General features: G+C 60.3%; 21 protein-coding genes and 1 pseudogene. 4 read left to right on the top strand and 18 right to left on the bottom strand.

The window, feature by feature from the left end; genetic code table 11:
* Nucleotides 1–32 precede the first annotated feature (32 nt).
* Together GL286_RS20595 and GL286_RS20590 are read left to right on the top strand one after the other, a co-directional pair.
* Nucleotides 33–386 (top strand): Rieske (2Fe-2S) protein, encoded by a 354-nt coding sequence (locus tag GL286_RS20595; RefSeq protein ID WP_155097452.1) that lies wholly within the window; start codon nucleotides 33–35, stop codon nucleotides 384–386.
* A gap of 229 nt (nucleotides 387–615) precedes the next feature.
* Nucleotides 616–1,587: a Hint domain-containing protein gene (locus GL286_RS20590; RefSeq protein WP_155097451.1), complete on the top strand. Its 972-nt coding sequence runs from the start codon at nucleotides 616–618 to the stop codon at nucleotides 1,585–1,587.
* A 124-nt stretch (nucleotides 1,588–1,711) separates the two neighbouring features.
* On the opposite strand, the gene GL286_RS20585 is transcribed toward GL286_RS20590, so the two are convergent.
* The 4 genes from GL286_RS20585 to GL286_RS20570 all read right to left on the bottom strand — a co-directional run bounded on the left by GL286_RS20585 (nucleotide 1,712) and on the right by GL286_RS20570 (nucleotide 5,597).
* Nucleotides 1,712–2,968, bottom strand: a complete 1,257-nt coding sequence (locus GL286_RS20585; RefSeq protein WP_155097450.1) for an RNA polymerase sigma factor — start codon at nucleotides 2,966–2,968, stop codon at nucleotides 1,712–1,714.
* Between the two features lie 4 nt (nucleotides 2,969–2,972).
* Nucleotides 2,973–3,392: a YciI family protein gene (locus tag GL286_RS20580; RefSeq protein WP_155097449.1), complete on the bottom strand. Its 420-nt coding sequence runs from the start codon at nucleotides 3,390–3,392 to the stop codon at nucleotides 2,973–2,975.
* 180 nt (nucleotides 3,393–3,572) lie between these two features.
* The gene (locus GL286_RS20575; protein WP_155097448.1) at nucleotides 3,573–4,577 is read right to left on the bottom strand and encodes a purine-nucleoside phosphorylase; all 1,005 of its coding nucleotides are present in this window, start codon (nucleotides 4,575–4,577) and stop codon (nucleotides 3,573–3,575) included.
* 261 nt (nucleotides 4,578–4,838) lie between these two features.
* Entirely contained in the window at nucleotides 4,839–5,597 is a 759-nt protein-coding gene (locus GL286_RS20570) for a hypothetical protein (protein ID WP_170295333.1), read from the bottom strand.
* A 96-nt stretch (nucleotides 5,598–5,693) separates the two neighbouring features.
* Between GL286_RS20570 and GL286_RS20565 the strand changes: the two genes are divergently transcribed.
* On the top strand, nucleotides 5,694–6,107 hold the full coding sequence (locus GL286_RS20565; protein ID WP_170295332.1) for a hypothetical protein: 414 nt from the start codon (nucleotides 5,694–5,696) through the stop codon (nucleotides 6,105–6,107).
* Nucleotides 6,108–6,199: 92 nt separating this feature from the next.
* Nucleotides 6,200–7,369 carry a nucleotide sugar dehydrogenase gene (locus tag GL286_RS20560; protein WP_155097445.1) on the top strand — a complete coding sequence of 390 codons (1,170 nt, stop codon included), beginning with the start codon at nucleotides 6,200–6,202 and terminating at the stop codon, nucleotides 7,367–7,369.
* A 151-nt stretch (nucleotides 7,370–7,520) separates the two neighbouring features.
* Here GL286_RS20560 and GL286_RS20555 read toward each other — a convergent pair whose 3' ends face one another.
* The 14 genes and pseudogenes from GL286_RS20555 to GL286_RS22985 all read right to left on the bottom strand — a co-directional run.
* Complete coding sequence (locus GL286_RS20555) at nucleotides 7,521–8,012, bottom strand: cupin domain-containing protein (protein ID WP_343038952.1); 492 nt, start codon at nucleotides 8,010–8,012, stop codon at nucleotides 7,521–7,523.
* 44 nt (nucleotides 8,013–8,056) lie between these two features.
* On the bottom strand, nucleotides 8,057–9,676 hold the full coding sequence (locus GL286_RS20550; RefSeq protein WP_155097444.1) for an AMP-binding protein: 1,620 nt from the start codon (nucleotides 9,674–9,676) through the stop codon (nucleotides 8,057–8,059).
* A gap of 202 nt (nucleotides 9,677–9,878) precedes the next feature.
* Nucleotides 9,879–10,574, bottom strand: coding sequence for an ABC transporter ATP-binding protein (locus GL286_RS20545; RefSeq protein WP_155097443.1), 696 nt, complete (start codon nucleotides 10,572–10,574; stop codon nucleotides 9,879–9,881).
* Nucleotides 10,574–11,329: an ABC transporter ATP-binding protein gene (locus GL286_RS20540; protein ID WP_155097442.1), complete on the bottom strand. Its 756-nt coding sequence runs from the start codon at nucleotides 11,327–11,329 to the stop codon at nucleotides 10,574–10,576. The genes GL286_RS20545 and GL286_RS20540 overlap by 1 nt, the downstream gene beginning before the upstream one ends.
* The gene (locus tag GL286_RS20535) at nucleotides 11,326–12,315 is read right to left on the bottom strand and encodes a branched-chain amino acid ABC transporter permease (RefSeq protein ID WP_155097441.1); all 990 of its coding nucleotides are present in this window, start codon (nucleotides 12,313–12,315) and stop codon (nucleotides 11,326–11,328) included. The genes GL286_RS20540 and GL286_RS20535 overlap by 4 nt, the downstream gene beginning before the upstream one ends.
* On the bottom strand, nucleotides 12,312–13,235 hold the full coding sequence (locus GL286_RS20530) for a branched-chain amino acid ABC transporter permease (RefSeq protein WP_155097440.1): 924 nt from the start codon (nucleotides 13,233–13,235) through the stop codon (nucleotides 12,312–12,314). Before GL286_RS20530 ends, GL286_RS20535 begins: the two co-directional genes overlap by 4 nt.
* Before the next feature lie 76 nt (nucleotides 13,236–13,311).
* Nucleotides 13,312–14,466 (bottom strand): ABC transporter substrate-binding protein, encoded by a 1,155-nt coding sequence (locus GL286_RS20525; protein WP_155097439.1) that lies wholly within the window; start codon nucleotides 14,464–14,466, stop codon nucleotides 13,312–13,314.
* A 403-nt stretch (nucleotides 14,467–14,869) separates the two neighbouring features.
* On the bottom strand, nucleotides 14,870–16,270 hold the full coding sequence (chrA, locus tag GL286_RS20520; protein WP_155097438.1) for a chromate efflux transporter: 1,401 nt from the start codon (nucleotides 16,268–16,270) through the stop codon (nucleotides 14,870–14,872).
* Nucleotides 16,267–17,103, bottom strand: a complete 837-nt coding sequence (locus tag GL286_RS20515) for a chromate resistance protein ChrB domain-containing protein (RefSeq protein ID WP_155097437.1) — start codon at nucleotides 17,101–17,103, stop codon at nucleotides 16,267–16,269. The genes chrA and GL286_RS20515 overlap by 4 nt, the downstream gene beginning before the upstream one ends.
* A gap of 452 nt (nucleotides 17,104–17,555) precedes the next feature.
* Entirely contained in the window at nucleotides 17,556–18,176 is a 621-nt protein-coding gene (locus GL286_RS20510; protein WP_170295331.1) for a DUF4395 family protein, read from the bottom strand.
* A gap of 98 nt (nucleotides 18,177–18,274) precedes the next feature.
* Complete coding sequence (locus tag GL286_RS20505) at nucleotides 18,275–21,025, bottom strand: aminotransferase class V-fold PLP-dependent enzyme (protein ID WP_170295330.1); 2,751 nt, start codon at nucleotides 21,023–21,025, stop codon at nucleotides 18,275–18,277.
* 178 nt (nucleotides 21,026–21,203) lie between these two features.
* Nucleotides 21,204–22,412: an exopolysaccharide biosynthesis GT4 family glycosyltransferase EpsE gene (gene epsE / locus GL286_RS20500; protein ID WP_155097434.1), complete on the bottom strand. Its 1,209-nt coding sequence runs from the start codon at nucleotides 22,410–22,412 to the stop codon at nucleotides 21,204–21,206.
* A 286-nt stretch (nucleotides 22,413–22,698) separates the two neighbouring features.
* Nucleotides 22,699–23,010, bottom strand: a complete 312-nt coding sequence (locus tag GL286_RS22375) for an aldo/keto reductase (RefSeq protein WP_425496106.1) — start codon at nucleotides 23,008–23,010, stop codon at nucleotides 22,699–22,701.
* Nucleotides 23,009–23,110: pseudogene (locus tag GL286_RS22985) on the bottom strand (aldo/keto reductase); the annotation flags it as partial. The pseudogene GL286_RS22985 and the gene GL286_RS22375, both read right to left, overlap by 2 nt.
* Nucleotides 23,111–23,808: the final 698 nt, after the last annotated feature.

The following is a 23,808-nucleotide window of genomic DNA, read 5'->3' as shown; positions in this document are numbered from 1 at the left end:
CAGATTGCGGGGGGCATTTCAACGGAATTCCCATGGCGTGGACCGATTATTCCTCTGCCCCGACTGTCGGCACGCGGATCTGCGACGCTGCCGAAATCGACGGAGTGCTGTCCCTGTCGCTACAGACGAAGAACGGCATTTTCCCGATGCTCGTCATGCGCTGGGGCGAGGACTTTCGCGCTTACGTTAACGCCTGTCCGCACCAGTATCTGCCGCTGGATTATCATGGCGGCCAGCTTTTATCGGCGGATGGAACGAAACTGCTTTGCACTGTCCATGGCGCGCGTTTCGCGATCGACACGGGCGATGCCGTCGATGGCGCTGAGTGCGGCTTGGATGCGGTTCCGGTGGTTTTGCGGAATGGCGTGTTGATCGTCAGCGGATGAGATTGACAGCAACGCGATACCGTAACGGTTGCATATTCGACAAATCGTTTTTGCTAAGGCGGAAAGTAAGCACTTGCGGGTTGACAAAAAAACGACCGGCTCGCCTTATTGTAATGCTTCGCGTGATTAGGTCAGCTTGACTGAAGTATCGGTCTGACAGCTGCGTCGAAGCCTAGTGCAGAATACCTCACGAAATGCCATAAAATGCCAGTTTGTAAGGGATCCGACCATGACTGCCAGTTACGAAATTGGTTCTGCAGCACTATACCGCGTAGACAGCAGCACGACCCCTCCAACATATACGCTAATCACGGGTGACACCTCCGGTGAGCAGGGATCTGCCATTTCCTCCAGTCCCGTCCCATACGACACCACGCTGACAACGACCGATGGCGGCGCGCTTGACAACGAGAACTTCGAAGTCGGCGAGAACACGAGCAGCCCTGCCGGTCTTGCGGGGCAATACGAAGGTGTCATTAACATCGATGGCACGGATTATCTGGTTTTCTCGAACACTTCGGGCAATGGAACGGTCTATCTGGTGTCCTCCTCGACCGATACCTCCAGCTATCCGACGGATTTCACGCCGGATGATGTCAACACTGACCCGTTCCCCGAATGCTTTGCTGCAGGCACGCTGATCGCAACCCCGAAGGGCGAGATCCCCGTCGAATTGCTGGAAATCGGAGATCACGTCCTGACCAAGGATGGACGCAGCGTCGAGATCAAATGGATCGCGCGCCAGACCCTACACAAGGTCTATACGCCCGCCGAGCGGTTTGTTCCCGTTCGCGTCAAGGAGGGCGCGCTTGGCGCGGGCATGCCGCATCGCGATCTGGTGCTGACGGCCGCCCATGCCTTGGTCATCGCGGATCTCGCAATCAACGCCGGTGCGTTGGTGAACGGCACAAGCATCGTCTTTGATCCCGTCGAGACCTTGCCCGAGCGTGTCACCTACTACCATATCGAGACCGAGGCGCATGATGTGATCCTTGCGAATGGCGTGCCCGCCGAAACCTTCGTCGATTATGTGGGTCGTCGGGCATTCGACAATTACCACGAATATCTCAGCATGTACGGTTCGGAACGGGTCATCCCCGAGATGCAGCGTCCGCGCATTTCGGCCCGCCGACTAGTCCCCGCCGTACTTCGCGCGAAAATCGACGGTCTGGCGGTCAAGACGATGCTGCTTGCCGGATAACCGCAAACGGCCCGAACGGATGACTTGAATACGGGGAGGAGACGTTTACCGTCTCCTCCCTGCTTTGTTCGCGGGCAGTAAATGCTGCAAACCGTGATACACGCCAGATCGGGGAATGCAGGAACTAGGCTTCGGCCTCCGACAGTTTTGCCATGGCAATCAGAAAGCCCCTTTGCGCCTCGTTCAGACTCAGGCTTGCGGCCAATCTGTAGCGGCGGGCGGCAAGGCCCTGTCGTCCGCTGCGGTACAGGCAATCCGCGATTGCGGCATGCAGCGGGGCATGGCTTTGCAACTGTCCACCAGCCTCCAGATCGGCAAGGTGAACCAGCCCTTCTTCGGGGCCTTCCGCCATCGACCATGCGATGGCGCGGTTCAAGGCGACGATAGCCGTTGGCCGGATCTCGACCAGCCGGTCATAAAGCGCAGCAATCCGTGGCCAGTCGGTCGGGTCGGATCCGGTCCGCGCATGGCAGGCGGCGATCTGGGCTTGCAGCAGATAGGGCGCATCCGACGCGCGTAATGCATCGGCACGGGCAAGCGCCGCCCGACCGCGCAAAATGGCGTGGTGATCCCATAACGCGCGGTCCTGTTCGTCCAGCCGCAGCGCGATCCCGTCAGGACCCATTCGGGCGTGCAGGCGCGAGGCTTGCAACTCCATCAGCGCCAGAAGCGCCCAGACCTCGGAATGATGCGGCATCCGGCGCACCAGAATACGGCTCAGGCGGGTGGCCTCGCCGCAAAGGTCCGGCCGGACCGGATCGACGCCTTGGTTAGCGGCATAGCCTTCGTTGAAGATCAGATACAGGATCTCGAGAACCGTTCCCAGCCGCGATTCCAGTTGCTTGCCATAGGGAACCTCGAAGGCCTGCGCGCTATTGCGCAATGTCGTCTTGGCGCGGGTGATACGACGGGCCACGGCATCTTCGCTGCTGAAATAGGCGCGCGCGATCTCGGGCACGGTCAGCCCCGCCAGAAGACGCAGCGCCAAGGCGCAGGCCGCGCGGGGTTCAAGTGCGGGATGGCAGACCGCAAAGATCAGCGCCAGAAGATCATCAGGGTCTTCGGGATCGACGCGGGACATGTCCGGAGCCTCTTGGTAGCTGTTCATCTCGGCGCCGAACAGGACATATTTGCGATGCGACATGCGGCGGCGACGGATCTCGTCGATCGACTTCCGTTTGGCGACGGTGCGCAACCAGCCACCGGGATTGTCGGGAACGCCTTGTCGCGGCCAGACTTCCAGTGCCGCGACAAGTGCATCCTGCGCAAGATCCTCGGCCAGGGCCAGATCACCGCGCAAATGGCGGGCGAGGCTGGCGATCAGCCGCGCCCTCTCGATGCGGAAAATGGCCGCGATACGGCTGGGATCCGCTGCGGACATGGCGTCAGAACCGCATGCGTTGGGTCAGATCGTCCCAGCGGCCGGATTGCTCGGCATCAGCGATCTCGCCGAAATCCTCGGCCTCGTATAGCGGCCGGATCTCGAGCACGCCTTCGCGCGGCATCGGAGGCGGGCAGCGCCGCGCCCATTCGACCGCCTCGTCCATATCGCGGACCTGCCATAGCCAGTAACCCGCGACAAGTTCATGGGTTTCGGCAAACGGACCATCGACGACACGGCGATCAGCGCCGGTGATATGCACGCGTTTCGCCTTGGTCGTGGGCTTCAACCCATCGCCCGCAAGCAAAATACCCGCATTCGCCAATTGCTCGTTAAAGGCCAACATCTGCCCCAGCAGTTCCGCCGTAGGCATCTCGCCCGCCTCGCTTTCCTCGGTCGCCTTGACCAGAACCATCACACGCATTGTCCACTCCTCTCTGCAAGCGACCCCTGTGGGTCCATGATGAGATGACGAACAGGATGCGCCAGATCGGACACGAGCGTAAAAAAAAATGCGGACCAAAGCGACCGGATGATGTGGCCGCGTCGTGACCAGCAAAGCTGTCGCCCCGATCTACCGGAGCGACACCAGCCCGACAGGGCCTTACTTGCTGCGGGCCGGTACGCCGTCGTGCCATTCGTCCCAGTTCGCCACGATCGTGTCGACCAATGGCGCGCCGACTGCGGTGATGTTGGACACGGTTTCGGCAAAGCCGCCTGCGGTTTCACCCGGCGCGGGATCAAGGTGCTGAAGCGTCGTTTCGTTCGGGTTCCCCTGATCGAAATTGACCGCTCCACGCAAGCTGAGGACGCGGTCGGTCCCGTGGGTCCGGTTGATGACCAAGGCGATCGCGGCTGCCTCCATCTCGGTGATCAGGTAATCGTCCGCGCCGTAAAGCTTGGCGATATACTGGGCCTCGTTCGACAGGCCGGGACCGTGAAAGAACGTGTCGCCGGTCATATGCGTGCCGGTCTTGACCGATGGCGCGGCCTGAGCCGCCGCGTCAGGATAGCGCATACGATAGCTGCGGGCGGAATCCGAATCCTGCAACTGGACGTCTTTGGACAGATCGACCGCCCATCCGACAAGCTCGGGATTCAGCTGGAAAAGCCGGTATGCCTCATAGCCCTTCCGGGGCATGAAGACCGACGCTCCGGCCTCTCCTTCTTCGGGGGCCCAGCGATGCCCCAGATCGTAATCGACCAGCCATGTGCCCCAACTGACATCGGCGATGGTGCCCCGCGACGGTGGTGTGCCCGCCACGCCCGAAAGGATAAAATAGGCTTCCGAGAAGTCATATTCCGGATCCAGCAGGATCGCCTGCATCGAGGCCGAGGAATTGACCTTGCCCATGCCAAGCACCGAGCCGCAGACCCCGTCCTGATTGCAATGAACCGGACGGAAGGCTCCTTTGACTTCGTGCGGCGTGCTGTCTTTCCAGTAGCGCTCGTACCAGTTCTGGAATTCTCCGGCACGGTCGCCGGTATTCTCGCCGATCTCGAACATTGATCCGACAAAGACCTTGACCTTGATTGGCTCTGCGCCCGCAATAGCGGTCGTCGCGCAAAGCATGGCTGTTGCCGAAAGCACAGTCCTGATTTTATCCATTGTCAGTTTCCTTTGTTGGCAGGTTCCATTGCCGGTACCAGTGTTGGAACGCTTGGGTTATTTACCTCCGGGCCAGCAAAGGCCAGCATCCAACCGGTCGGTTCCCCGTTGATCCTTGACAAACGCACGGTCATGGACAATTTGCGCGGGCGTTGAGGGCAGTCCTGCCCGCTTAGGTACCAAGGTCGGGCCCATCGCCCGACCAATGACGCTTCCCATCGCGCAAGAATATCGCGTCAGACGTTATATTTGCCTGATCGCCTAGCTTGCGCAGAGATGTCGCAGCAAGGCTTCCGCCTTGTCGAAATTGGGGATGTAGGGTCCGATAGACGAGGAGCGCTGGCTTTCGTTCTGTGCGAAGGCCTGCAGCCTTGGGTCATCCATACTGATGTCCACACCCAAATTCGCCGCGATGGTGCGCGCCTGGGTCGCAATCGACTCATCGCCGAAATAGAGTTCCTCGAACAGGTACCACGATGGATCGATCCGCCGGTTGCGCAGCAGGGACAGCGTGCGGCCGATGGAGTAATAATCTTGCGTTACCCTGCCGCGGACCTTGTCCAGCGGGATCGGCGCAGGCTTCACCGCGCCGGAGATGATCTGGGGGTAGATCTCTTTGGCTTCCTTGGGACCCCATGCTCCGGTGGCCTGAGCCAACAGCAGCGAACCGAGGCGACGGCTCTCGTCCCGCCGCGTCAATACGATGAAATGGTACCCCAGCGCGTGACAGGTATCGATAATGGCGCGGGTGATCTCGAGCGGAACGACCTCGACGCAATGTTTGATGTTCGGGCGCCGCTCCAGTGCCGTTCTGACTTCGGCGGTCATCCGCTCAATGTCGGACGTTTCCTGAAAGGCGCGCGTAATGCCTCCGAAGATGCGTTCACTGTTGAAAGGTTCGTGTTCGATGCGCGGAAAAGTCGATATTGTTGACAGGAACGTCGTCAGTGATGTCCCACCCGTGCGCCGAAGGGTCAAAATCAGCCAAGGACGCTCGTTCGCGACGTTTCCGCGTTCCATCAGTGCGTTCTCAACCATACCGTCCCACTGCTATCATACCGCACACCGTTCCAAAGACATTCGCACTTGGTAGTGTATGACTGGCAGAAAGGGAAGGTGGCAACACGCGCTTGCCGCGATGACGCGGCGCAGGCCGGCACGGTAATGTCACTGGCGCTGGCTGAAAGATCTCGCGCCGCAACCGGAACCGGCGCGGCCTGCCGATCTGTCACCTTCCGAATCGTCGTGGTGATCGTGGCCGGTTCTTGCGGTGGTGACTTCGGCGAAACATTTGCCCTTCGGCGGCATTTATCCGACGCCCCCGGACCCCGAGATCAGGCCGACCGCAGCATGCTGCGCGTGGATTACCAGCAGCTTCGACCTGCCCGATTGCAGGGCAAACCTGTACCCCTCGAAGATTGGCTCCGAAAGAATGGTCTTCCAAAGCGACCGATCCCCTTGTTCAACCCTGACGATTATGGTTCGTCTGGCCCGAACTGGCAGACGCCTGTTGTTGTTGTTATCTGGTGATTGGATACCGCTCGGACAGCTCGCGGGCACCGGGCACAGAAGTTGCAGGGCTGCTACATGGACGGCCTCAAAGACATAAAGTGAGATTGTTGATGACAAAAATTGCTGTTGCCGGACTGGGTTATGTCGGGCTGTCGAACGCTATTCTGCTGGCGCAGCACAACGAGGTCGTTGCCCTGGACCTTTCGGCACCGCGCGTCCAGTTGGTCAATGACCGTCGCTCGCCCATCATCGACGCGGAGTGCGAGGATTATCTGGCCAATCGCGATCTGAACCTGCGGGCAACGCTTGATCCGGTGGACGCCTATACCGGAGCCGAATTTGTCATCGTCGCTACGCCGACGAACTACGACGCGGTCACCAACCGTTTTGACACATCCAGCGTGGAAGCGGTCATCAATCAGGTCGCGGCCCTGGCGCCGGACGCGGTCATTGTCATCAAGTCAACGATTCCTGTGGGCTTCACCGCCTCGATCAAGGAACAGACCGGCAATCCGAACGTGGTCTTCAGCCCCGAATTCCTGCGCGAGGGAAAGGCGCTTTACGACAACCTGCATCCTTCGCGCATCGTCGTGGGCGAGCGCAGCGAGCGGGCCGAGCGCTTTGCCAATCTGCTCAAGCAAGGTGCCATCCGGCAGGACGTGCCGCTTCTGTTTACCGACTCGACCGAAGCCGAGGCGATCAAACTGTTCGCCAACACCTATCTTGCGCTGCGTGTGGCCTATTTCAACGAGTTGGACAGCTACGCGCTGGTGCATGGGCTGGATAGCCGTCAGATCATCGGTGGGATCGGGCTCGATCCCCGTATCGGGACACATTACAACAACCCCTCGTTCGGCTATGGCGGCTATTGCCTGCCCAAGGATACCCGCCAGCTTCTGGCAAACTATCAGGCTGTGCCGCAAAACCTGATCCATGCGATCGTGGCAGCGAACTCGACGCGCAAGGATTTCATTGCCGACCAGATCATCGCACGCCGTCCGAAGGTCGTCGGGATCTACCGGCTGGTGATGAAGGAAGGCTCGGACAATTTCCGGGAAAGTGCCATTCAGGGCATCATGAAGCGTATCAAGGCGAAGGGGATCGAGGTTATCGTCTACGAACCCGCTCTGCCGGAAGAACATTTCTTCAACTCCCGCGTGGTCCGCGATCTTGCGGCATTCAAAGCCGAGGCCGACGTCATCCTGTCGAACCGGAATGCTGCCGAGTTGGACGATGTCGCTGACAAGACCTTCACCCGCGACCTGTTCGGTAAGGATTGACGCTGCGGGTTCCAATAGCGCAACCCAATAGCCGCGTTGCCTGCGACACGAGCGCCATCGCGGCAACCGTCTAGCAACTACAAACGGCCAGATTACGAGTCTGGCCGTTTCAGGTGGTGCATCGCGCTAGCAAGTCTGTGCCAAGCGACGTCTAGTCGTTGGCTTCCGGTGGCAGGAAGTCCACCTCATGCGCAGCCGAAGCCCGCACCACTTCTTCCACATCCTTCATGTTGTGCAGAACGCGGAACAAATCGGGTAATTTTCCGGCGGGCGAGACCCAGAACAAACCTCGCGCCGGCTTGTCCGATTTGTTGAAATAACCGTGGGGAACGCCGCGTGGCATCCGGACGAGATCACCCGCCTTGGCAGTCATCCATTTCCCGTCCAGCTTCAGCTCAAGTTCGCCTTGTTGCACCAGAATGAATTCGTCTTGCGTCGGATGAATATGGACCGGAACGAACTGGCCCGGCTCCGAATTCGCTTCGAACGAGAAGCTAGAGGCGCATTCGGACTTCGGAAAGTACCTCTGTCCAAGAATATTCCACTCGACCGCGTCAAAGCCCTCGCCGCTTTTTGTAACGCCACCTTCCAAGTCTTTGATCATCGGCTTTCTCCTGTTGGCCTGTCGTTGCTGCCGAGTCACGGCAGGTATTCGATTGTCTGCTTGCCATATGTATCGGAACGACGTCACGCGCCTTGCTTCAGGCGGAAACGCTGGATCTTGCCGCTTTCCGTCTTGGGCAGTGCATCGGTGAAAATGACCGAGCGGGGATATTTGTAAGGGGCGATCGTCTGCTTGACGAAATCCTGCAATTCCCGAACCTTATCCGCATCCGGCACAATTCCCGCGCGCAAGACGACATGGGCCTGTACGATCGTGCCTCGTTCTTCGTCCGGCGCCCCGATGACACCGCATTCCGCGACATCAGGATGGGCAAGCAGCGCGGCTTCCACCTCGGGGCCAGCGATGTTGTAACCCGAAGCGACGATCATATCGTCCGAGCGGGCGGCAAAACGGAAGCTGCCATCCTGATCCTGAATGAAGGTGTCGCCGGGCAGGTTCCAGCCGTCGCGCACGTATTTCGCCTGTCTCGCGTCAGCCAGATAGCGGCAGCCCAACGGCCCACGCACCGCCAAATGACCCGGCGTTCCCCGCGGGACCTCATTCATCTCGTCATCAACGACCTTCGCCTCATATCCGGTCAGCGGCTTGCCGGTGCATCCGGCGCGGGCATCCTCGAACCGGTTCGAGATATAGATATGCAGCATCTCGGTCCCGCCGATACCATCCAGCATCGGACGTCCGGTCTTGGATTTCCAAGCCTCGAAGACGGGGGCGGGCAAGGTCTCGCCCGCCGAGACGGCACAACGCAGCGAGGATAGATCCGCCCCCTCCTCCATCGCGGCCAGCATCGCGCGATAGGCGGTCGGCGCGGTGAAGCAGATCGTCGCCCTATGCGACTGGATGATGCCGATCAGATCAGCGGGCGCGGCCTTTTCCAGCAAAACGGCCTGCGCACCAAAGCGCAGCGGAAAGATCGCAAGCCCGCCCAACCCGAAGGTGAAGGCCAAGGGCGGCGAGCCGACAAAGACATCTTCGGGCTGAACGTCCAGCACTTCTCTGGCATAGGCGTCAGCGATGATCAGCAAGTCGCGATGGAAATGCATCGTGGCCTTGGGAACTCCGGTCGAGCCCGAGGTGAAGCCCAGCAGCGCCACATCGTCCCGTCCGGTTTCGACCCAGAACGGCCCAGAGGGCTTGACGTCGGCGACGCGGTCCAACTCGCCCTCAAGCCCCGCAGTGCCGTCAAAGGTAACGATGCGCTTCAGATGGGCACTTTCCGCCATGCAGGCTTGCATCTCGTCCAGCATCCGCATGTCGCACAGCGCAAGAGAGACCTCGGCTTTTTCCGTGTGCTGGAGCAGTTCCTTTTTGCGCAAAAGAGGCATGGTGTTCACCACCACCGCCCCTGCCTTGGTCGCCCCCAGCCAACAGGCCACCAAAGCAGGCGTATTGGGCGAGCGGATCAGGATGCGATTGCCGGGCTTGACGCCGTAATCCTCGACCAGCGCGCGGGCGATACGGCTGGTCCAGTCGGCAAGTTCGGCATAGCTGCGGCTGCGTCCCTGTCCGACCACCGCGATCCGCTCGCCATGTCCCCGTTCGACCATGGCATCGGTCAGTTCGACCGCCGCATTCAGGCGTTCCGGATATTGAAAGCTGCCAAGATTGAAGACCGGCTGATCGGCCTCGGCCGGAAGATTGTCGCGGCAGAACGTATCTACATGAGCGCTGAGACCGAGCATCAGAGCCTCCCCGTTATTATGATTTGATACGAGTGAAGCTTTAGGTATGAATTATTTCAAGCTTAATATTTGTTCTCTCGCAATAACTTCGATGCAACGGCCATTTTACGTGCAAAGTCGCCATGCTCTGGTGCGGAGGACATATAATTTATTTATATATAAAGCATCTGGTGGCAGGTGATTGCCTCCAGATGCATGGCGCTTAGACCTGCAGGAAGCGGGTCTTGACGTCCGGCGTACTGACCAGTTCGGGGGTGCTTCCGGACCAGACGACGTGCCCCTTTTCGATGACGACATGGCGGTCGGCAAAGCGAATCAAGGCATCGACATTCTTGTCGATCACAAGAATAGCCTCGCCCTCATCCTTGAGATGGCGCAGGCATGACCAGATCTCGTCGCGGATCAGCGGCGCAAGTCCCTCGGTCGCCTCGTCCAGAACAATCAGCGCAGGATTCGTCATCAGCGCGCGACCCACGGCCAGCATCTGCTGCTCGCCGCCGGAAAGCTGATCGCCCATATTGCGGCGACGCTCTTTCAGACGCGGGAACAGACGGTAGACCTTGTCGAGGGTCCATTTCGCCTTTCCCGAACCGCGGGCGGTCGCGATCAGGTTTTCCTCGACCGTCAGGGGCGCAAAGACCTGCCGCCCCTCGGGAACCAGCCCCAAACCGGCCCGCGCGATCAGATGCGGCGCAGCGGCGGTCAGGTCGCGGCCATTGACCGAGACACGCCCCCCCGCAGGCCGCAGCAGCCCGAAAATCGAGCGCACCGTTGTCGTCTTGCCCATGCCGTTGCGGCCGAGCAGGGTGACGACCTCGCCGCGCGCGACGGCAAGGTCGATGCCGAACAGCACGCGGCTGTCGCCATAGGATGCCTGCAAACCTTCGACCAGAAGCATCAGGCCACCTCCTCTTCGCCTAGATAGGCTGCGCGGACCTTGGCATCGTTGCGGACGGCGTCCGGTGTGCCGCAGGCCGCGATTTCGCCATAGACCAGCACCGAGACCCGATCCGCCAAGGCGAAGACCGCGTTCATGTCATGCTCGATCAGCATCATGGTGACGCGGCTTTTCAGCCTGCCGAACAGATCGACAAGCTGGGCGGCTTCCTCGTGTCCGGTTCCGGCCAGAGGCTCATCCAGCAGCAGCAGGCGCGGCCGCGTCGCCAGGGCGATCGCCAGTTCAAGCTGGCGTTTTTCGCCATGCGACAGCGCCCCGGCCAGCCGCGAGGCTGTTCCCGATAGTCCGACATCGTTCAGGCACTCCATCGCCTGATCGTTCAGCGCTCGCTCGGTTGACGCGGGGCGAAAGAAGCGAAACGAGGACCCCTCGCGCGCCTGAACCGCCACCGCGACGTTTTCCAGAACGGTGAAACTGGGCAGCAAAGTTGTCAACTGGAACGAGCGCGCCAGCCCCATCCGCACCCGCGCTGCCATATCAAGCGCGGTGATATCCTGCCCGGTATAGATCACCGTGCCGCTGTCGGGACGCAATTGCCCCGACAGTTGCGAGATCAGCGTCGTCTTTCCGGCGCCATTTGGGCCGATGATGGCATGAATCTCGCCTTCATGAACGTCCAGAGAGACATCGTTAGTGACCTTCAGCGCGCCATAGGTCTTGCGCAGGTTCCGGACCTGCAACAGGGCATCCGTCATTTGTCGTCCCTCAGCAGGTTGAACTTGCGCAGCAGCCCGGACAATCCCCCCGGAGATAACAGGGCAACCAGAACAAGGATCAGGCCAAAGCCCAGCCGCCAATGTTCCGAGAAACGGGCAAGCCCCTCCTCCAGCGCGACGGTGACAAGCGCGCCCGTCATCGCTCCGGTTAACGAGCCAACGCCGCCCAGAACCAGCATGACGATCATCTCGCCCGAACGGTGCCAACTCATATAGGCAGGCGAGACATAGACCGCCTGATTGGCCAGCAACACGCCCGCGACACCGCAGATTGCGGCCGAGATGACATAGGCCGTCAACTGGTAGGGCAAGGGTCGAAAGCCGATCGCCTGCATGCGCAGGGCGCTTTCACGGGTTCCCGTCAGGACGCGGCCAAAGCGCGAACGCGTCAGCAGATAGAGCCCCGCGAATGCCGCGATGAGCAAGCCCAGCGTGACGTAGAACAGCCCGGTTTCGCCCTGCAGCAGCGGCAGCCCCAGCACGGTCGAGCGCGCAGCCAGCGCCACGCCATCATCGCCCCCAAGCGCCGAGAAGGACACGAAGAAGAAGTAGGCCATCTGCCCGAAAGCCAACGTGATCATAATGAAATAGACGCCCCGCGTGCGCAGCGAGATCGCCCCCGTCACCAGCGCGAACAGCGCCGAAGCCAGCACCGCCGCCACCATCTGCAGCACCAGGTCGCTGATGCCCGCGCGCGACAGGATCGCGACCGCATAGGAGCCAAAGCCCAGATAGGCGGCATGGCCAAAGGACACCATCGCGCCATGGCCAAGGATCAGGTCCAGCGACAAGGCCGCGATGGCAAAGACCATCATCCTCGTCGCGATGATGATCATAAAGGGTTCGCCCATGGCATGAGCCAGCGGCGGGACCACAGCAAGAAGCGCGAAGATCGCCAGCGCCAGCTTGAGCCTTGCGGCAAGTCCGGCGCGGGGCTCGGTCAGGGTCTGGGTCATGTAGGTCATCTCGCCACGCTCCGCCCGAACAGGCCGGTCGGACGCCAGAACAGTACGGCAGCCATCAGGATATAGACCAGCATCGGTGCAATGGTCCGCCCCGCCTGCGCAGCGGCGGCGGGGTCCATCAGCGCCTTCAACAGGATCGGGCCGAACATCCTGCCCAACGTGTCGACGATGCCTACCAGCAGTGCTGCGAAAAACGCGCCTTTGACCGAGCCTACTCCGCCTATGACGATCACCACAAAGGTCAGGATCAGGATGGAATCCCCCATGCCGGGATCAACCGACAGGATTGGCGAAACGATGGCTCCGGCGAAACCAGCGAGCATCGCTCCGGCGGCAAAGACCAGCATGAAGAGACGGTTGATATCGGTCCCAAGGGCCGAGACCATCGCACGGTTGGCCGCCCCCGCGCGCAGCAGCATGCCGACGCGCGTGCGCGCGATGACGAACCACAGGGCCAACGCAACGGCCAGACCCACGCCAATGACTGCGATGCGGTAGACCGGATAACGCATCGGTCCCGCCAGCGCGATCGAACCGGACAGCGCCTCGGGCATGGGAACCGAAAGCGGGGCTGAACCCCACAGGATCTTGACCAATTCGGACAGGACAAGGATCAGGCCAAAGGTCGCCAGAACCTGATCCAGATGGGACCGGTCATAAAGCCTTCGAAAGACCAACACCTCCAGCGCCAGCCCAAGTACCAGCATGACCGGCAGGACAAGCGTCAGCGACAGCCAGAAATTTCCGGTCGTGCCCATCATCATCGCCATGACATAGCCGCCGACCATGTAAAGCACGCCATGCGCCAGATTGATGAAGTCCATGATGCCGAAGACCAGCGTCAGACCGGCTGCGACCAGAAACAGCAGAATGCCGAACTGCGCGCCGTTCAGAAGCTGGAGCAGAAATAGGTTGAACATCTCGTATCCTCGAGAGGAGATCTCTGCGGCAACCACGGCCCCACTACTCGATGGGGCCGCGGCCGGCGCTGTCAGATCATTTCATCGGGCATTCCGCGACATAACCGTCGGCTGCTGCGGTGAAGACCTTCTCGACGACCGAGGTGCGATAGCTGCCATCTGCATCCTTGACCGCCTTGGTCAGATAGAAGTCCTGCACCGGAAAGTTGTTGCTGGAAAAGCTGAACTCGCCGCGCAAGCTGGAGAAATCCGCCGCTTTCAGCGCCGCGCGCAGAGCCTCGCGATCCTCGGTCCCTGCCTTTTTCACCGCGCTCTCGATCAACATCACGGCATCATAGCCGCCCATGGCATAAAGCGACGGCACGCGGGAATAGGCCTCCTTGTAGGCCGCGACAAACTCGGCATTGCCGGGGACATCAAGATCGGGTGCCCAGTTCGAGCCAGTCAGTTTCCCCAGCGCGGCGTCCTGCTCGGCGGGCAGGGTCGTTTCGTCCACGGTAAAGGCCGACATCAGCGGGATCGAGGACAGACCAGCCTGATCCCATTGTTTGACAAGGTTCACGCCCATGCCACCGGGCATGAAGGCATAGACAGCCTCGGGCTGGGCGGCAGCGATCTGCGCCAGTTCGGCCGAGAAATCCAGTTGCCCCAATGGCACGTAAAGTTCGCCCGCGACCTCGCTTTTATAAAGCGATTTGAAACCGTTCAGGCTGTCCTTGCCCGCCTGATAGTTCGGCGCAAGAACATAGGCGGTCTTGATGCCCTGATCGTTCATGTGCTGCGCCAGAACACGCGGCATCTGGTCGTTCTGATACGATGCCACAAAAATATCGGGGTTGCAGTCCTTGCCGGCAAAGTTCGATGGGCCAGCGTTCGGGGACACAAGGATCGCGCCGCCCGAGGTGACCGGAGCCGCGATGGCGTTCATGATATTGGAGAAAATCGGCCCGATGACGAAATCTGCGCCCTGAGCCTCGACCAGATCGCGCGCCTTCTGGGCGGCGATGTCGGGCTTGCCCTCGTCATCGACGACCACGACCTCGATGTCGCGATCCCCCATCTTTCCGGCCAGCGCCTTCTGGGCCAGCAACACCCCGTCGCGGGCATGTTCACCAAGCACTGCGGGCGGGCCGGAGAGTGTCAGCAACACGCCGATCTTGACCGGTTCGGCAGCAAGGGCACTGGTGGCGGTGGACAGCATCAGGGCGGCGGCAACTGCCATATGGCGCATCGGAGATCTCCTGTTGTGGTGCGTTTTTTGAGCTTTTGATTCAGTCAATTTAATTTCATACATAAAACTTATCTGCGGCAAGAAAAATCGACGCATAGGGTTCGACGGCTTACCTAACCCGAACACGGTTTCAGGATCGGGCATCGGCTGCCCAATCCTTGGGACATCAGGAACCCGATCAGGCAGTTGCTTCATGGTTGAATTATCAATCTTGTGGCGAGAGTATATATTGCACGCGCAATGTGCCTAACTAGCGCTGGCATATGGGCGATGAAGTGCAGACGAGCAAGCGCCGCCTCGGTCCTTGGTCTTATCCGCTCCCGCGTCAACAATAAAGGAAAACTGCTTCAAATATAAAATTAATGATCATTTGCCACGCGGCGTAGCCAGGACCGGATCGCGGTCAAACAAGACCCAGCGCATTCATTATACCGCCCAGCCCGGCCGCCCCGACAAGCACGGTGACAATGCCTAGCTTCAGCCGGAACACCGCGAATATGGCCAGCGCGGCAAGGGTCGCCGCAGTCAAGTCGAGAGAGCTGAGGACGGGCCACTCGAAGGTGAAGAATGCTACCTCGACCCGTACAACCTCACGCCAGATCACATGCATGGCAAACCAGATCGCGAGGTTCAGAATTACCCCGACCACCGCGGCCGTGACCGCAGTCAGGGCTGCCGACAATGCCCTGTTCGTGCGCAACCGCTCGATATAGGGCGCCCCCAGAAAGATCCACGCAAAGCAGGGTGCGAAAGTCACCCATGTCGCAAGCAGCCCACCCAGAGTTCCGGCCAACAATGCCACGTCCCATCCTGCTTGTCGGAATGCCCCGAGGAAACCAACGAACTGTAGCACCATGATCAACGGGCCGGGTGTCGTCTCGGCCATGCCCAGCCCGTCCAGCATCTCACCGGGGGCCAGCCAGCCATAGGTACCGACCGCCTCTTGCGCGACATAGGCCAGAACCGCATAGGCACCGCCAAAGGTCACGACCGCCATTTTCGAGAAGAAAATCGCGATATCGGCAAAGACATTCCCCTGCCCCAGCAGCAAGACCAGTGCCGCGACCGGCAGCAGCCAAAGCGCCAAGGCGACCAGACCTGCGGCCAGTGCCGCCCGTCTCGCCAAGGTCGGCATTTCGGCCAGTTCCTCGCCCAGCAGGGTCTCGCGGTCCTCGATATGGGTCACGCCTAGCCCCCCATGCCCCTTCCCAACCGAAAAGGCTGGCAGCCCCGCCCGCGCGCCAGCAAAGCCGATCAACGCAGCCACAAGGACAATCAGCGGGAACGGGGCGCCAAGAGCAAAGATCGCCACAAAGGACAGCGCGGCGATCACCCGCATCGCCGGATTCTTCAGTGCACGGTTCCCGACGCGGATCACGGCCTGCACCACAATGGCCAGAACAGCCGCCTTGAGCCCGAAGAACAGGCCGGAAACAAAACCGACCTCACCGAAAATGACATAGATCCAGCTGAGCGCCATGATCGTCACCAGCCCCGGCAGCACGAACAACACGCCCGCGATGACCCCGCCCCAGGTCCGGTGCATGAGCCAGCCGATATAGGTCGCAAGTTGCTGCGCCTCGGGTCCGGGCAGCAACATGCAGAAGTTCAGTGCATGCAGGAAACGGTCGTCTCCGAGCCAGCGTTTTTCCTCGACCAGAATGCGGTGCATCATCGCGATCTGACCTGCAGGTCCACCGAACGAAAGCGCCGCAATCCGCGCCCAGACCCGGGCGGCCTCGGCCAGCGAGGGGTAGGTTTTCGGGCTGTCTGCCGCTTGCAATCCGAAGGAACGGTCAGTCATGGCGCGCCTCCGGGTTTGTTCGTCGGCCAGTTATGGGTTTCGTTCGTGGCATCGCGGGTCCAGCGATAAAGCGCGTCGTATAGCCCCATGCCCGCCTCTAGCTGCTCAAGGTCGTCGGCATACATCCGCGACAGCCCCAACGAGATCGCGAGCAAACCCGCAGCCTCTGGTGCAAGATCCGGCCGTGCCGTATCCGCGCCACGGACGATTGCGGCAAGGCGATCAAGAGCGGGCAGGTTCAGTCCGAACTCGGCTATCATGGTGTCGAAACTGCAAAGCTCGCCGCGATGGCTCCAGAAGACCCCCTCGACATCAAAGGGCATCGCACCGAACAGTTCGGCAACGCCTTCGACCTCGCCGGGTGCGACATAAAGAAAGACCGCACGAGGATCGATGAAACGGCGAATCAACCACGGGCAAGCGATGCGGTCGATCTTGGGTCGCGAGCGCGTGACCCAGATCGAGCGGCCTTCGGCATCACGTGCAGTTAGCTTGCTTGCATCGAAAAGCGGGTAACCAGCAGCAGTCCATGCGGCATGCCCGCCCTCAAGATATTCGGTGGCCAGCCCCTCGGCTCGCAGCTTTGCGGCAAGGCCCTGACTGCGACGGTGGCCCGCAGAGCAGATCACGACGACTGGGCCGGAAAGGCTGCCTGTCAGGCGTTTGAATTGCGCAGGTTCGAGATCATCCTCGCCAAGCAAGCGGCTGGCGGGGATCAGTCGGGGCTCCGACAAGCGGTCCCCCAACGGACGCAGGTCAAGCAGCGCAGGACAGCGCGGTGTGCCGATCAGCTTTGCGAGCTTATCGGTCGTGATCGCATCGGGCATGGACATGAGCGTTCCCCCTTGGGTGCAAGGTGATTACGGAACGCGAGCTTCGGCTGTCGCCTCGTGGGGAGATCGCGGATCCCCATACTGCGAAATTCGACGAGGACGATGGCTCTGTCAAGCCATCCGGACGAGCAAGATGTCTTTGTATGCGTTCGTTTCGGGATAGCCAAACGTCGACGGGGCTTGCGTCACACAGGACGCCCACCGGGGCCGTTGAAGGGTCATAGAAATATTCATCTGTAACGTGGACTGAACACCGCGAAGGCGTAGCACTTTCTGCCGGTTTCAATGGCCCCGCCATGGCCATGGACTGAAACGCCGTCGTCAAAGGGACAGAAACGCTGCTCACTACGACCCGTCCCGTGCGCGCGGCCGCCCGTTGGCACCATGGATTGGCGCAACCCTGGACGGATCCCACAATATCACCACGTTCCGGCCGCTGGCATGGGACTGCCCTATCGAACCGAGTCCGAGCTACGGTTGTCCCCCGACGGATGCCCGTCGATATTGCACGCTCCGCTGGCGCAGATTTCGAACGCCTCATCCTTCGACATCCAGCCGCGACGGACAAGCCAAGCGTGGATCTCGCAACCGAGGCATAGGCCAAGCACCGATTCCAGCCACATCAGTGACAAGCAGACGAGGCAAATGGTCAGCGGCAACGGTCCGCGAATATCGGCATTCGTAATGACCATCATCGCAAAGGAGAGCACAAGCCCGAGTGTCCAAGCAAAGCGCTTCGGCTTTGCCGATACCCATTGCGGTGGCAGATGCGTTATCAGGCGCACAACATGACCCAGCGGGCTGTATTGCAGCCCGAAGCGCACCCTAATCACGAATTCCATAAAAAAGAAGGTTGTGACAGTTTGGATCGGCAGGTATTCTTTCGCAGAATAGGCGCAGACCAAGGCTATCGCGCCCATGAGCATCGTGATGCCCGCCGCAGCTCGAACCTGATTTTCGTCAAACACGCCGGATCGTATTTCCTGACCAGCCCCGTGCAGGCCCAAGACCGATATGCCGTAGGTTTTGGGGATGTTCATGCCATCCTGCTGCGATGCCTGTATCTCGGTCACTTCACCCTCCATCCCGTATTTCTTTGTCAGTTCCGATCCGCGCGAGCGCCAGGAACCTCCCATTTCAATTCTCCAACTCCGGCACCTGACAGCGTCGACTAGCAGGGCGCTGCGCGACGTAGACTTGCTTTACCTGCTGTCGAAATCTCCGGACGTATCGATACTTGTCGCTCTGTGCGCCCGTATGCGACATCTTGCATTCCGCTTTCTGCCGTTAGTGTGTTGTCGAAGATCCTTTCGCGTTCCGCTTGCGGACCGTCAACGAAGTCGAAACCCTGCGGCCCAAATGCCTGCTCATTGGACAGCGAGAACCATCTCCAATCCCGTTCGAGGCTCGACAAATTTGGCAAGGCAGACTGCTTAGGCGCTGCATCAGCTGCGGAGGCAAGCGTCTTGCGGGCCATCTCCAGTTGCCGGACAAGTACCGCATCGCCAGCGACCATCGCAGCAGGAGCCCATCGCGCTGAGCCATTGGCAACAACCAGATCAGACAAGCTTGCCAACCGGGACGCTGTGCCAGACCGATGCGTCCATAGGCCGGATGCGGGATCCAAATGATATTCCGGCAACAGCGCGTGACCATGCGTCGCGACAAGATGGACAGCTTCGACGATATAGCTGAACTCTTCTTCGCAAATGAAATAGTTGAAGTTCACCCGCGCCCAGCCGGGCTTATAGCAGTTCAGCCCCTGAAGTGTGAGTTCGCGGAAAGCCGCGCTCGCGGAGTCATCCAGACCGAGCAGCCGGGCGCCATAGGGACCGGCACAGGAGCAACCGCCGCGCGCCTGCAATCCGAACAGGTCGTTCAGTACCGCAACCACGAAATTATGGTGCAAATAGCCGCGACCATGCCGGATCAGGAAAGAGACGATCGACAGCCGGTCGGCCTTTGCGGGTCCAAGGATCCGGATGTTCGGATTCTTGCTCCAACTATCGATTGCGGCCTGTGCGTAACGGCGCTCGGCCTGATGAATGTGATATGCGCCAACCTGATCTTTCAGGCGGAACGCCAAGCCGCAGCGGATCGACTCGATGATTGCAGGAGTGCCGGATTCCTCACGGTGGGTGACCGATTCCGAATATTCGGCATCCGAGGAGGTCACATAGTCGACCGTGCCGCCGCCGGGATTAGTCGGGATCCTGCTTTGGATCAAGTGCCGCTTTACGACCAGAACTCCGGGCGTTCCCGGCCCGCCCACGAATTTGTGCGGTGAAATGAAAACCGCATCCTTTCTGGCACCTTCCTGCGCGGGATTCATGTCGATGGAAAGATAAGGTGCCGCTGCCGCATAGTCCCAGAAGGACAGCGCGCCATGGGCGTGAAGCAGCGTCGTCACCTCATCCACCGGCGTCAAAATGCCGGTGACGTTCGAAGCCGCCGAAAATGATCCGATCCGTAAAGGTCGGTCCGAATACTGCTGCAACGCATGGCGCAATGCGACCAGATCAAGTCCTCCGGCATCATCGAGCGGAATTTCGACAACATCGGCTTCGCTGTGTCGCCAAGGCAGGATATTGCTGTGATGTTCGTAGGGGCCGATGAAAACGACGGCTCGGTCGGATCGGACCTCGCCAGCCTTTGCTGTTCGTAGCCCCAGAATATCGACCAGACGGTTGATCGCCGCCGTTGACCCCGAGCCGACAAAAATCACCTCGTCAACTTCGGTCGCATTCACAGAACTCGCGACCGCAGCGCGCGCCTCTTCGCGCAGGCGCGTGGTCTGCGCGCCGCTTGCGGATGCCTCGGTATGGGTATTCGCGTAAAGCGGCAGGACCCGCTCGCGCAGGAAATCTTCGATAAATGTCAGCGAACGACCCGATGCAGTGTAATCGGCATAGACCATTTTCTTGCGGCCGAAAGGCGTCTCGATCGCCACGTCCTTGCCGATCAGGGACTCGCGAATAAGCTTGCAATGGTCCGCGAATTCGTCATCCGCCGTATTTGCGGTGCTACCATTCACGGGATGTCCGGCGCGGCAGATTTCGTCCGGATTGGCTGCGATAGAATCGGGTGATCCTGCCTGTCCGCCACGAACCCCGTCAGGGCTGAAGTGTGACTGCCGTAACCAGCCATGCAATGGCGCCAGAACTGCTTCCTTAACTGCGTGGTCGCATGTCGACGCATAACTGGCAGCAAGCCGGAATTCAAAGAACCACGTGTCGGCGAGGGCAACGGCGGTGGTTGTGCGTTTCTCGCCCGCCACGCACGGCGCGGCATCAAGCAACGAGCCAGCCGCAAGCGTGGTCACGGTTTGGGGCGATTGTCGGTGAATTGCGACGTCACCACTGACGAGAAGGTGGATGGAACGAACCAACGCGCCTTCCCGGAACAGGATATGCCCTTTAGGCGCAAAGCGAGGCATGGGGGTGGCGTCGGCTTCCTCGGCGAAAACGGCCCCCGTCCCACGCGGGAAGGGAAACATTCGGGGCGGTGAGAAAGATCGGGGAGCCGCGACCCTGCGCCGTAGGTCCGCACCCATTCCGTGAAAGCCAACGCTTTGCTTCGCATGATCAAGTCGATAGCAGGCGTCACGCAGCGCAGCCGCTAGAAACCGATCATAGACCTCCGGAGAATCGCCCTTCAACTTGACCAGATCCGGTACTTCCAGCGAGTACAGCTTGCTTGCGGTCACCGCCGATACAGTCGCCGGATGGTCCCCCAACCCTTCAAATGCCGAGGGGCCGATCAGGACATCGCCCCGACCCAACTGGTCCAGAGTCCCCCCGTCAAAGGTCGTTTCCAGACATCCATCGGCAATCAGGAACAGGCGATCCGCCAGCCTATCCTGATCGAATAGTGCGTCACCCGCCGAGAGGAAATGTTCCTGCCAACCTTGCGGGCAGGACATCTGACCTTCAGGGTCGTGAAGCCGACCGAGCAATCTTGCATTAACCATCGAGAGGCGCCCACCGTAGCCGACTGATTCAATTCGCCCCGCAAGGGCAAATTTGACCACAGCGTAAACATGAAGCGTAAACAGTCGGCTAACGGGATAAGGATTGGCTCTACCGGCAGGAAAACATGCTTTACGCCGATACGGATTCCCCGATCAGGCGGACGAGAGTTTCGGCGCCGGCAGCAGCGCCAAATTTGGAAACCACCCGTTCCCTGCCAGCCGATGCCAACCGTCGGGCCAGATCAGGGTCATTTACAAGCCGCAGGATTGCGTCAGCCAACGCCTCGGGGTTGCGGGGCGGCACCAGCAAGCCGTGCTCGCCATGCGTGATCAATTCTGCGACCCCTCCTGCCGCCGTACCGATTGTTGGCACTTCGCAGGACATTGCCTCCATCAGCGCGACCCCCAACGGCTCGTGCCAGCTTGCCAGCGCGAAGATATGTGTCGAGAGAAGCTGGCGATGCACCTCGGCTTCGGATACCGCGCCCAGCAATGTGACCGCGCGATCAAGGCCCAGTTCGGTAATCCGCGCCTGCAACACCGAACGGAACCCCGAGCCGCCGTCATCGTCCTCACCCGCGATGGTCAGGTCGACGTCATGACCCTGCCCCCGCAAAAGGGCCACAGCCTCCAGCAGATCCTGATGACCCTTGATCCGGTTCAGCCGTCCGCAGGAAGTAATGCGGATCTGGCTGTCAGGGGCAGGCGGAACCCAAGGGTCGATGCGTTTCAGCCGGTTCGTGTCCACGCCCATCGCCTGAACCTCGACCCGAGAGGGCAGGCTGTCCGCCAGCGCCGAGCCGACCTCATCCAGCAGCTTTCGGGTGATGATTGTCGCGAATTGCGCATACCTCCACTTATAGTGCTGTCCCGGCCCATAATCCTCCAGTGGTCCATGCAATGTCAGTGAGTAGCGCGGTCCACCCATGCGATAGGCCATCGCGGCGATCAGCGCCGCGCGGCCACAAGAGTGAACATGGACGTGATCGATGCCGCGTTCTTTGGCCGTTTTCACCAGTCGATCGGCTGCGGGCATCGACAGCATCATATCGCGCGCAAAAGAGAACGGCTGCCCCTTGAGCGCGGCGTAGTCCTGTGCCGGAAATCGCGCGATCCCGCTCAGGCCGGACATGGGCGACGGCTGCGCCAGATATGTCGTACTGGCCGCGGCGTCGGTCGACCATTCATGGGAAACCAGTCCTTGGGGCGGAGGCCGTGTCGAGAGCAGAACCGGTTCGACCCCTTTTTCTTGCAGGGCCTGCAACTCGCGCCAGAAAAAGATATGTGTCTGCCCGGGAAACTGAGGGATCAGGTAGCCTAACCGAAGCGGTCTATTCATTAATTCAATCCTACTCGCCCAATGCATCACCTGAGGCGCTCATCAGGGATCGTAGCGCCTTGCCGCGGGTGCAGCCAAGAATTTGTAGGTTGGACATTTCGGCAATGCGGGATTGCCAGCGGCGGGCGGGTATTCGGAAAGCCGCCTCCCCCGCGTTGCGGGCAGACATATTTCTACAACGCCTCGGAGCAACGTTCGCCCTCGACCGGTATTGCGGCAGCAGCGGCCCCGATTCCGGCCATTTCGTCAGCGCTCAGCTCAAGATCCACGGCTTTCGCGCCTGAAGTTACTCCAATGCGATCTTGGCGGGTGTCGCGTTCTTGCCCTTGCCAACGCGACGCAGCAGATCGACCGGAGACTGGTTCTTCTCCATGGCCTCGGGGGCGATGCGTCGCGAGCCCTTGCGGAAATTGCTCGACCCGAATGCGGTCTTTTTGCTTATGGCTCCGGTCAGGAAGCCCCGCTCCGGCGGGCTGTAAGAGACAAGGCCAATGCCCAGTTCCTCGCAGGCGGCAAGAATACCATTGGTTTCCGTCCCTACGCGTCCATATCGAATATTCGTCCTGCGACGCCGTGACGGGCTGGACCGCTTGGGCACGATACAGGGATTCAACGTCCGGCTCGGACATGGCGAAATGGCGCACCTTTTCAGTTGCGATCAGGTGTTTGACGGCTCCCGCGACGTCCTCGAACGGCACTACGGGATCAACGCGGTGCTGCTAGAATATGTCGATCACATCGGCCTGCAGCCGCCCGAGCGAGGCGTCGCAGACCGCGCGGATCTGCTCGGGGCGTGTCAGCGCCTGGCCATAGCTAGGGCGGGATTCATAACCAGAAGGTGACAGTTGCCGCGAGAGCGATTGCCTAGAGGAAGATTTTTTGGACAGCGGTCATGGCGGGTTGCTACGCACCTCCAGTCCCCGAGCCCGCCCCAGTCGTAGCTAATTTGCGAAATGCGCTCATCTTTTCAATTGCATGTTCGATCGTATTCCAAAGATCGCTGACGCTGGTCCGACATCCTGCCTTCAATCCAGAGAGCGCAAAAGCGGACATCATCCCAGCTTTCGAGCAAAGACACGATGATCCGCGTCAGTCCCGCACGCGCGTCAAGCAGCCTGCGAGCATGGCTCTCGACGACACGGCCCCTCCCCTTCGGCACAAGCAGGCCGAATGTCTTCATCAATCCTCGGATCTGGTTCGTGAGCTGAGTGGAGGTGTCCAGCGGGTGGCGGCCCACCGCGACGAGCGTGCGTATCCGCATGGTATCGAGTGAACCGCCCCGGGTTTACCGGAGAGTAAAACACTCGAAGGATGAGCCCTATGACGAAGCAGAAATTCACCCCCGCCTATCCTGCCGAACTTCGCGAACGCGGTGTCCGGCTTTTCCGAGAGAACC

Origin of the sequence: Paracoccus aestuariivivens (genome assembly GCF_009711225.1) — a bacterium.
GTDB classification, from domain to species: domain Bacteria; phylum Pseudomonadota; class Alphaproteobacteria; order Rhodobacterales; family Rhodobacteraceae; genus Paracoccus; species Paracoccus aestuariivivens.
This window is presented reverse-complemented; position numbering and strand designations above follow the sequence as displayed.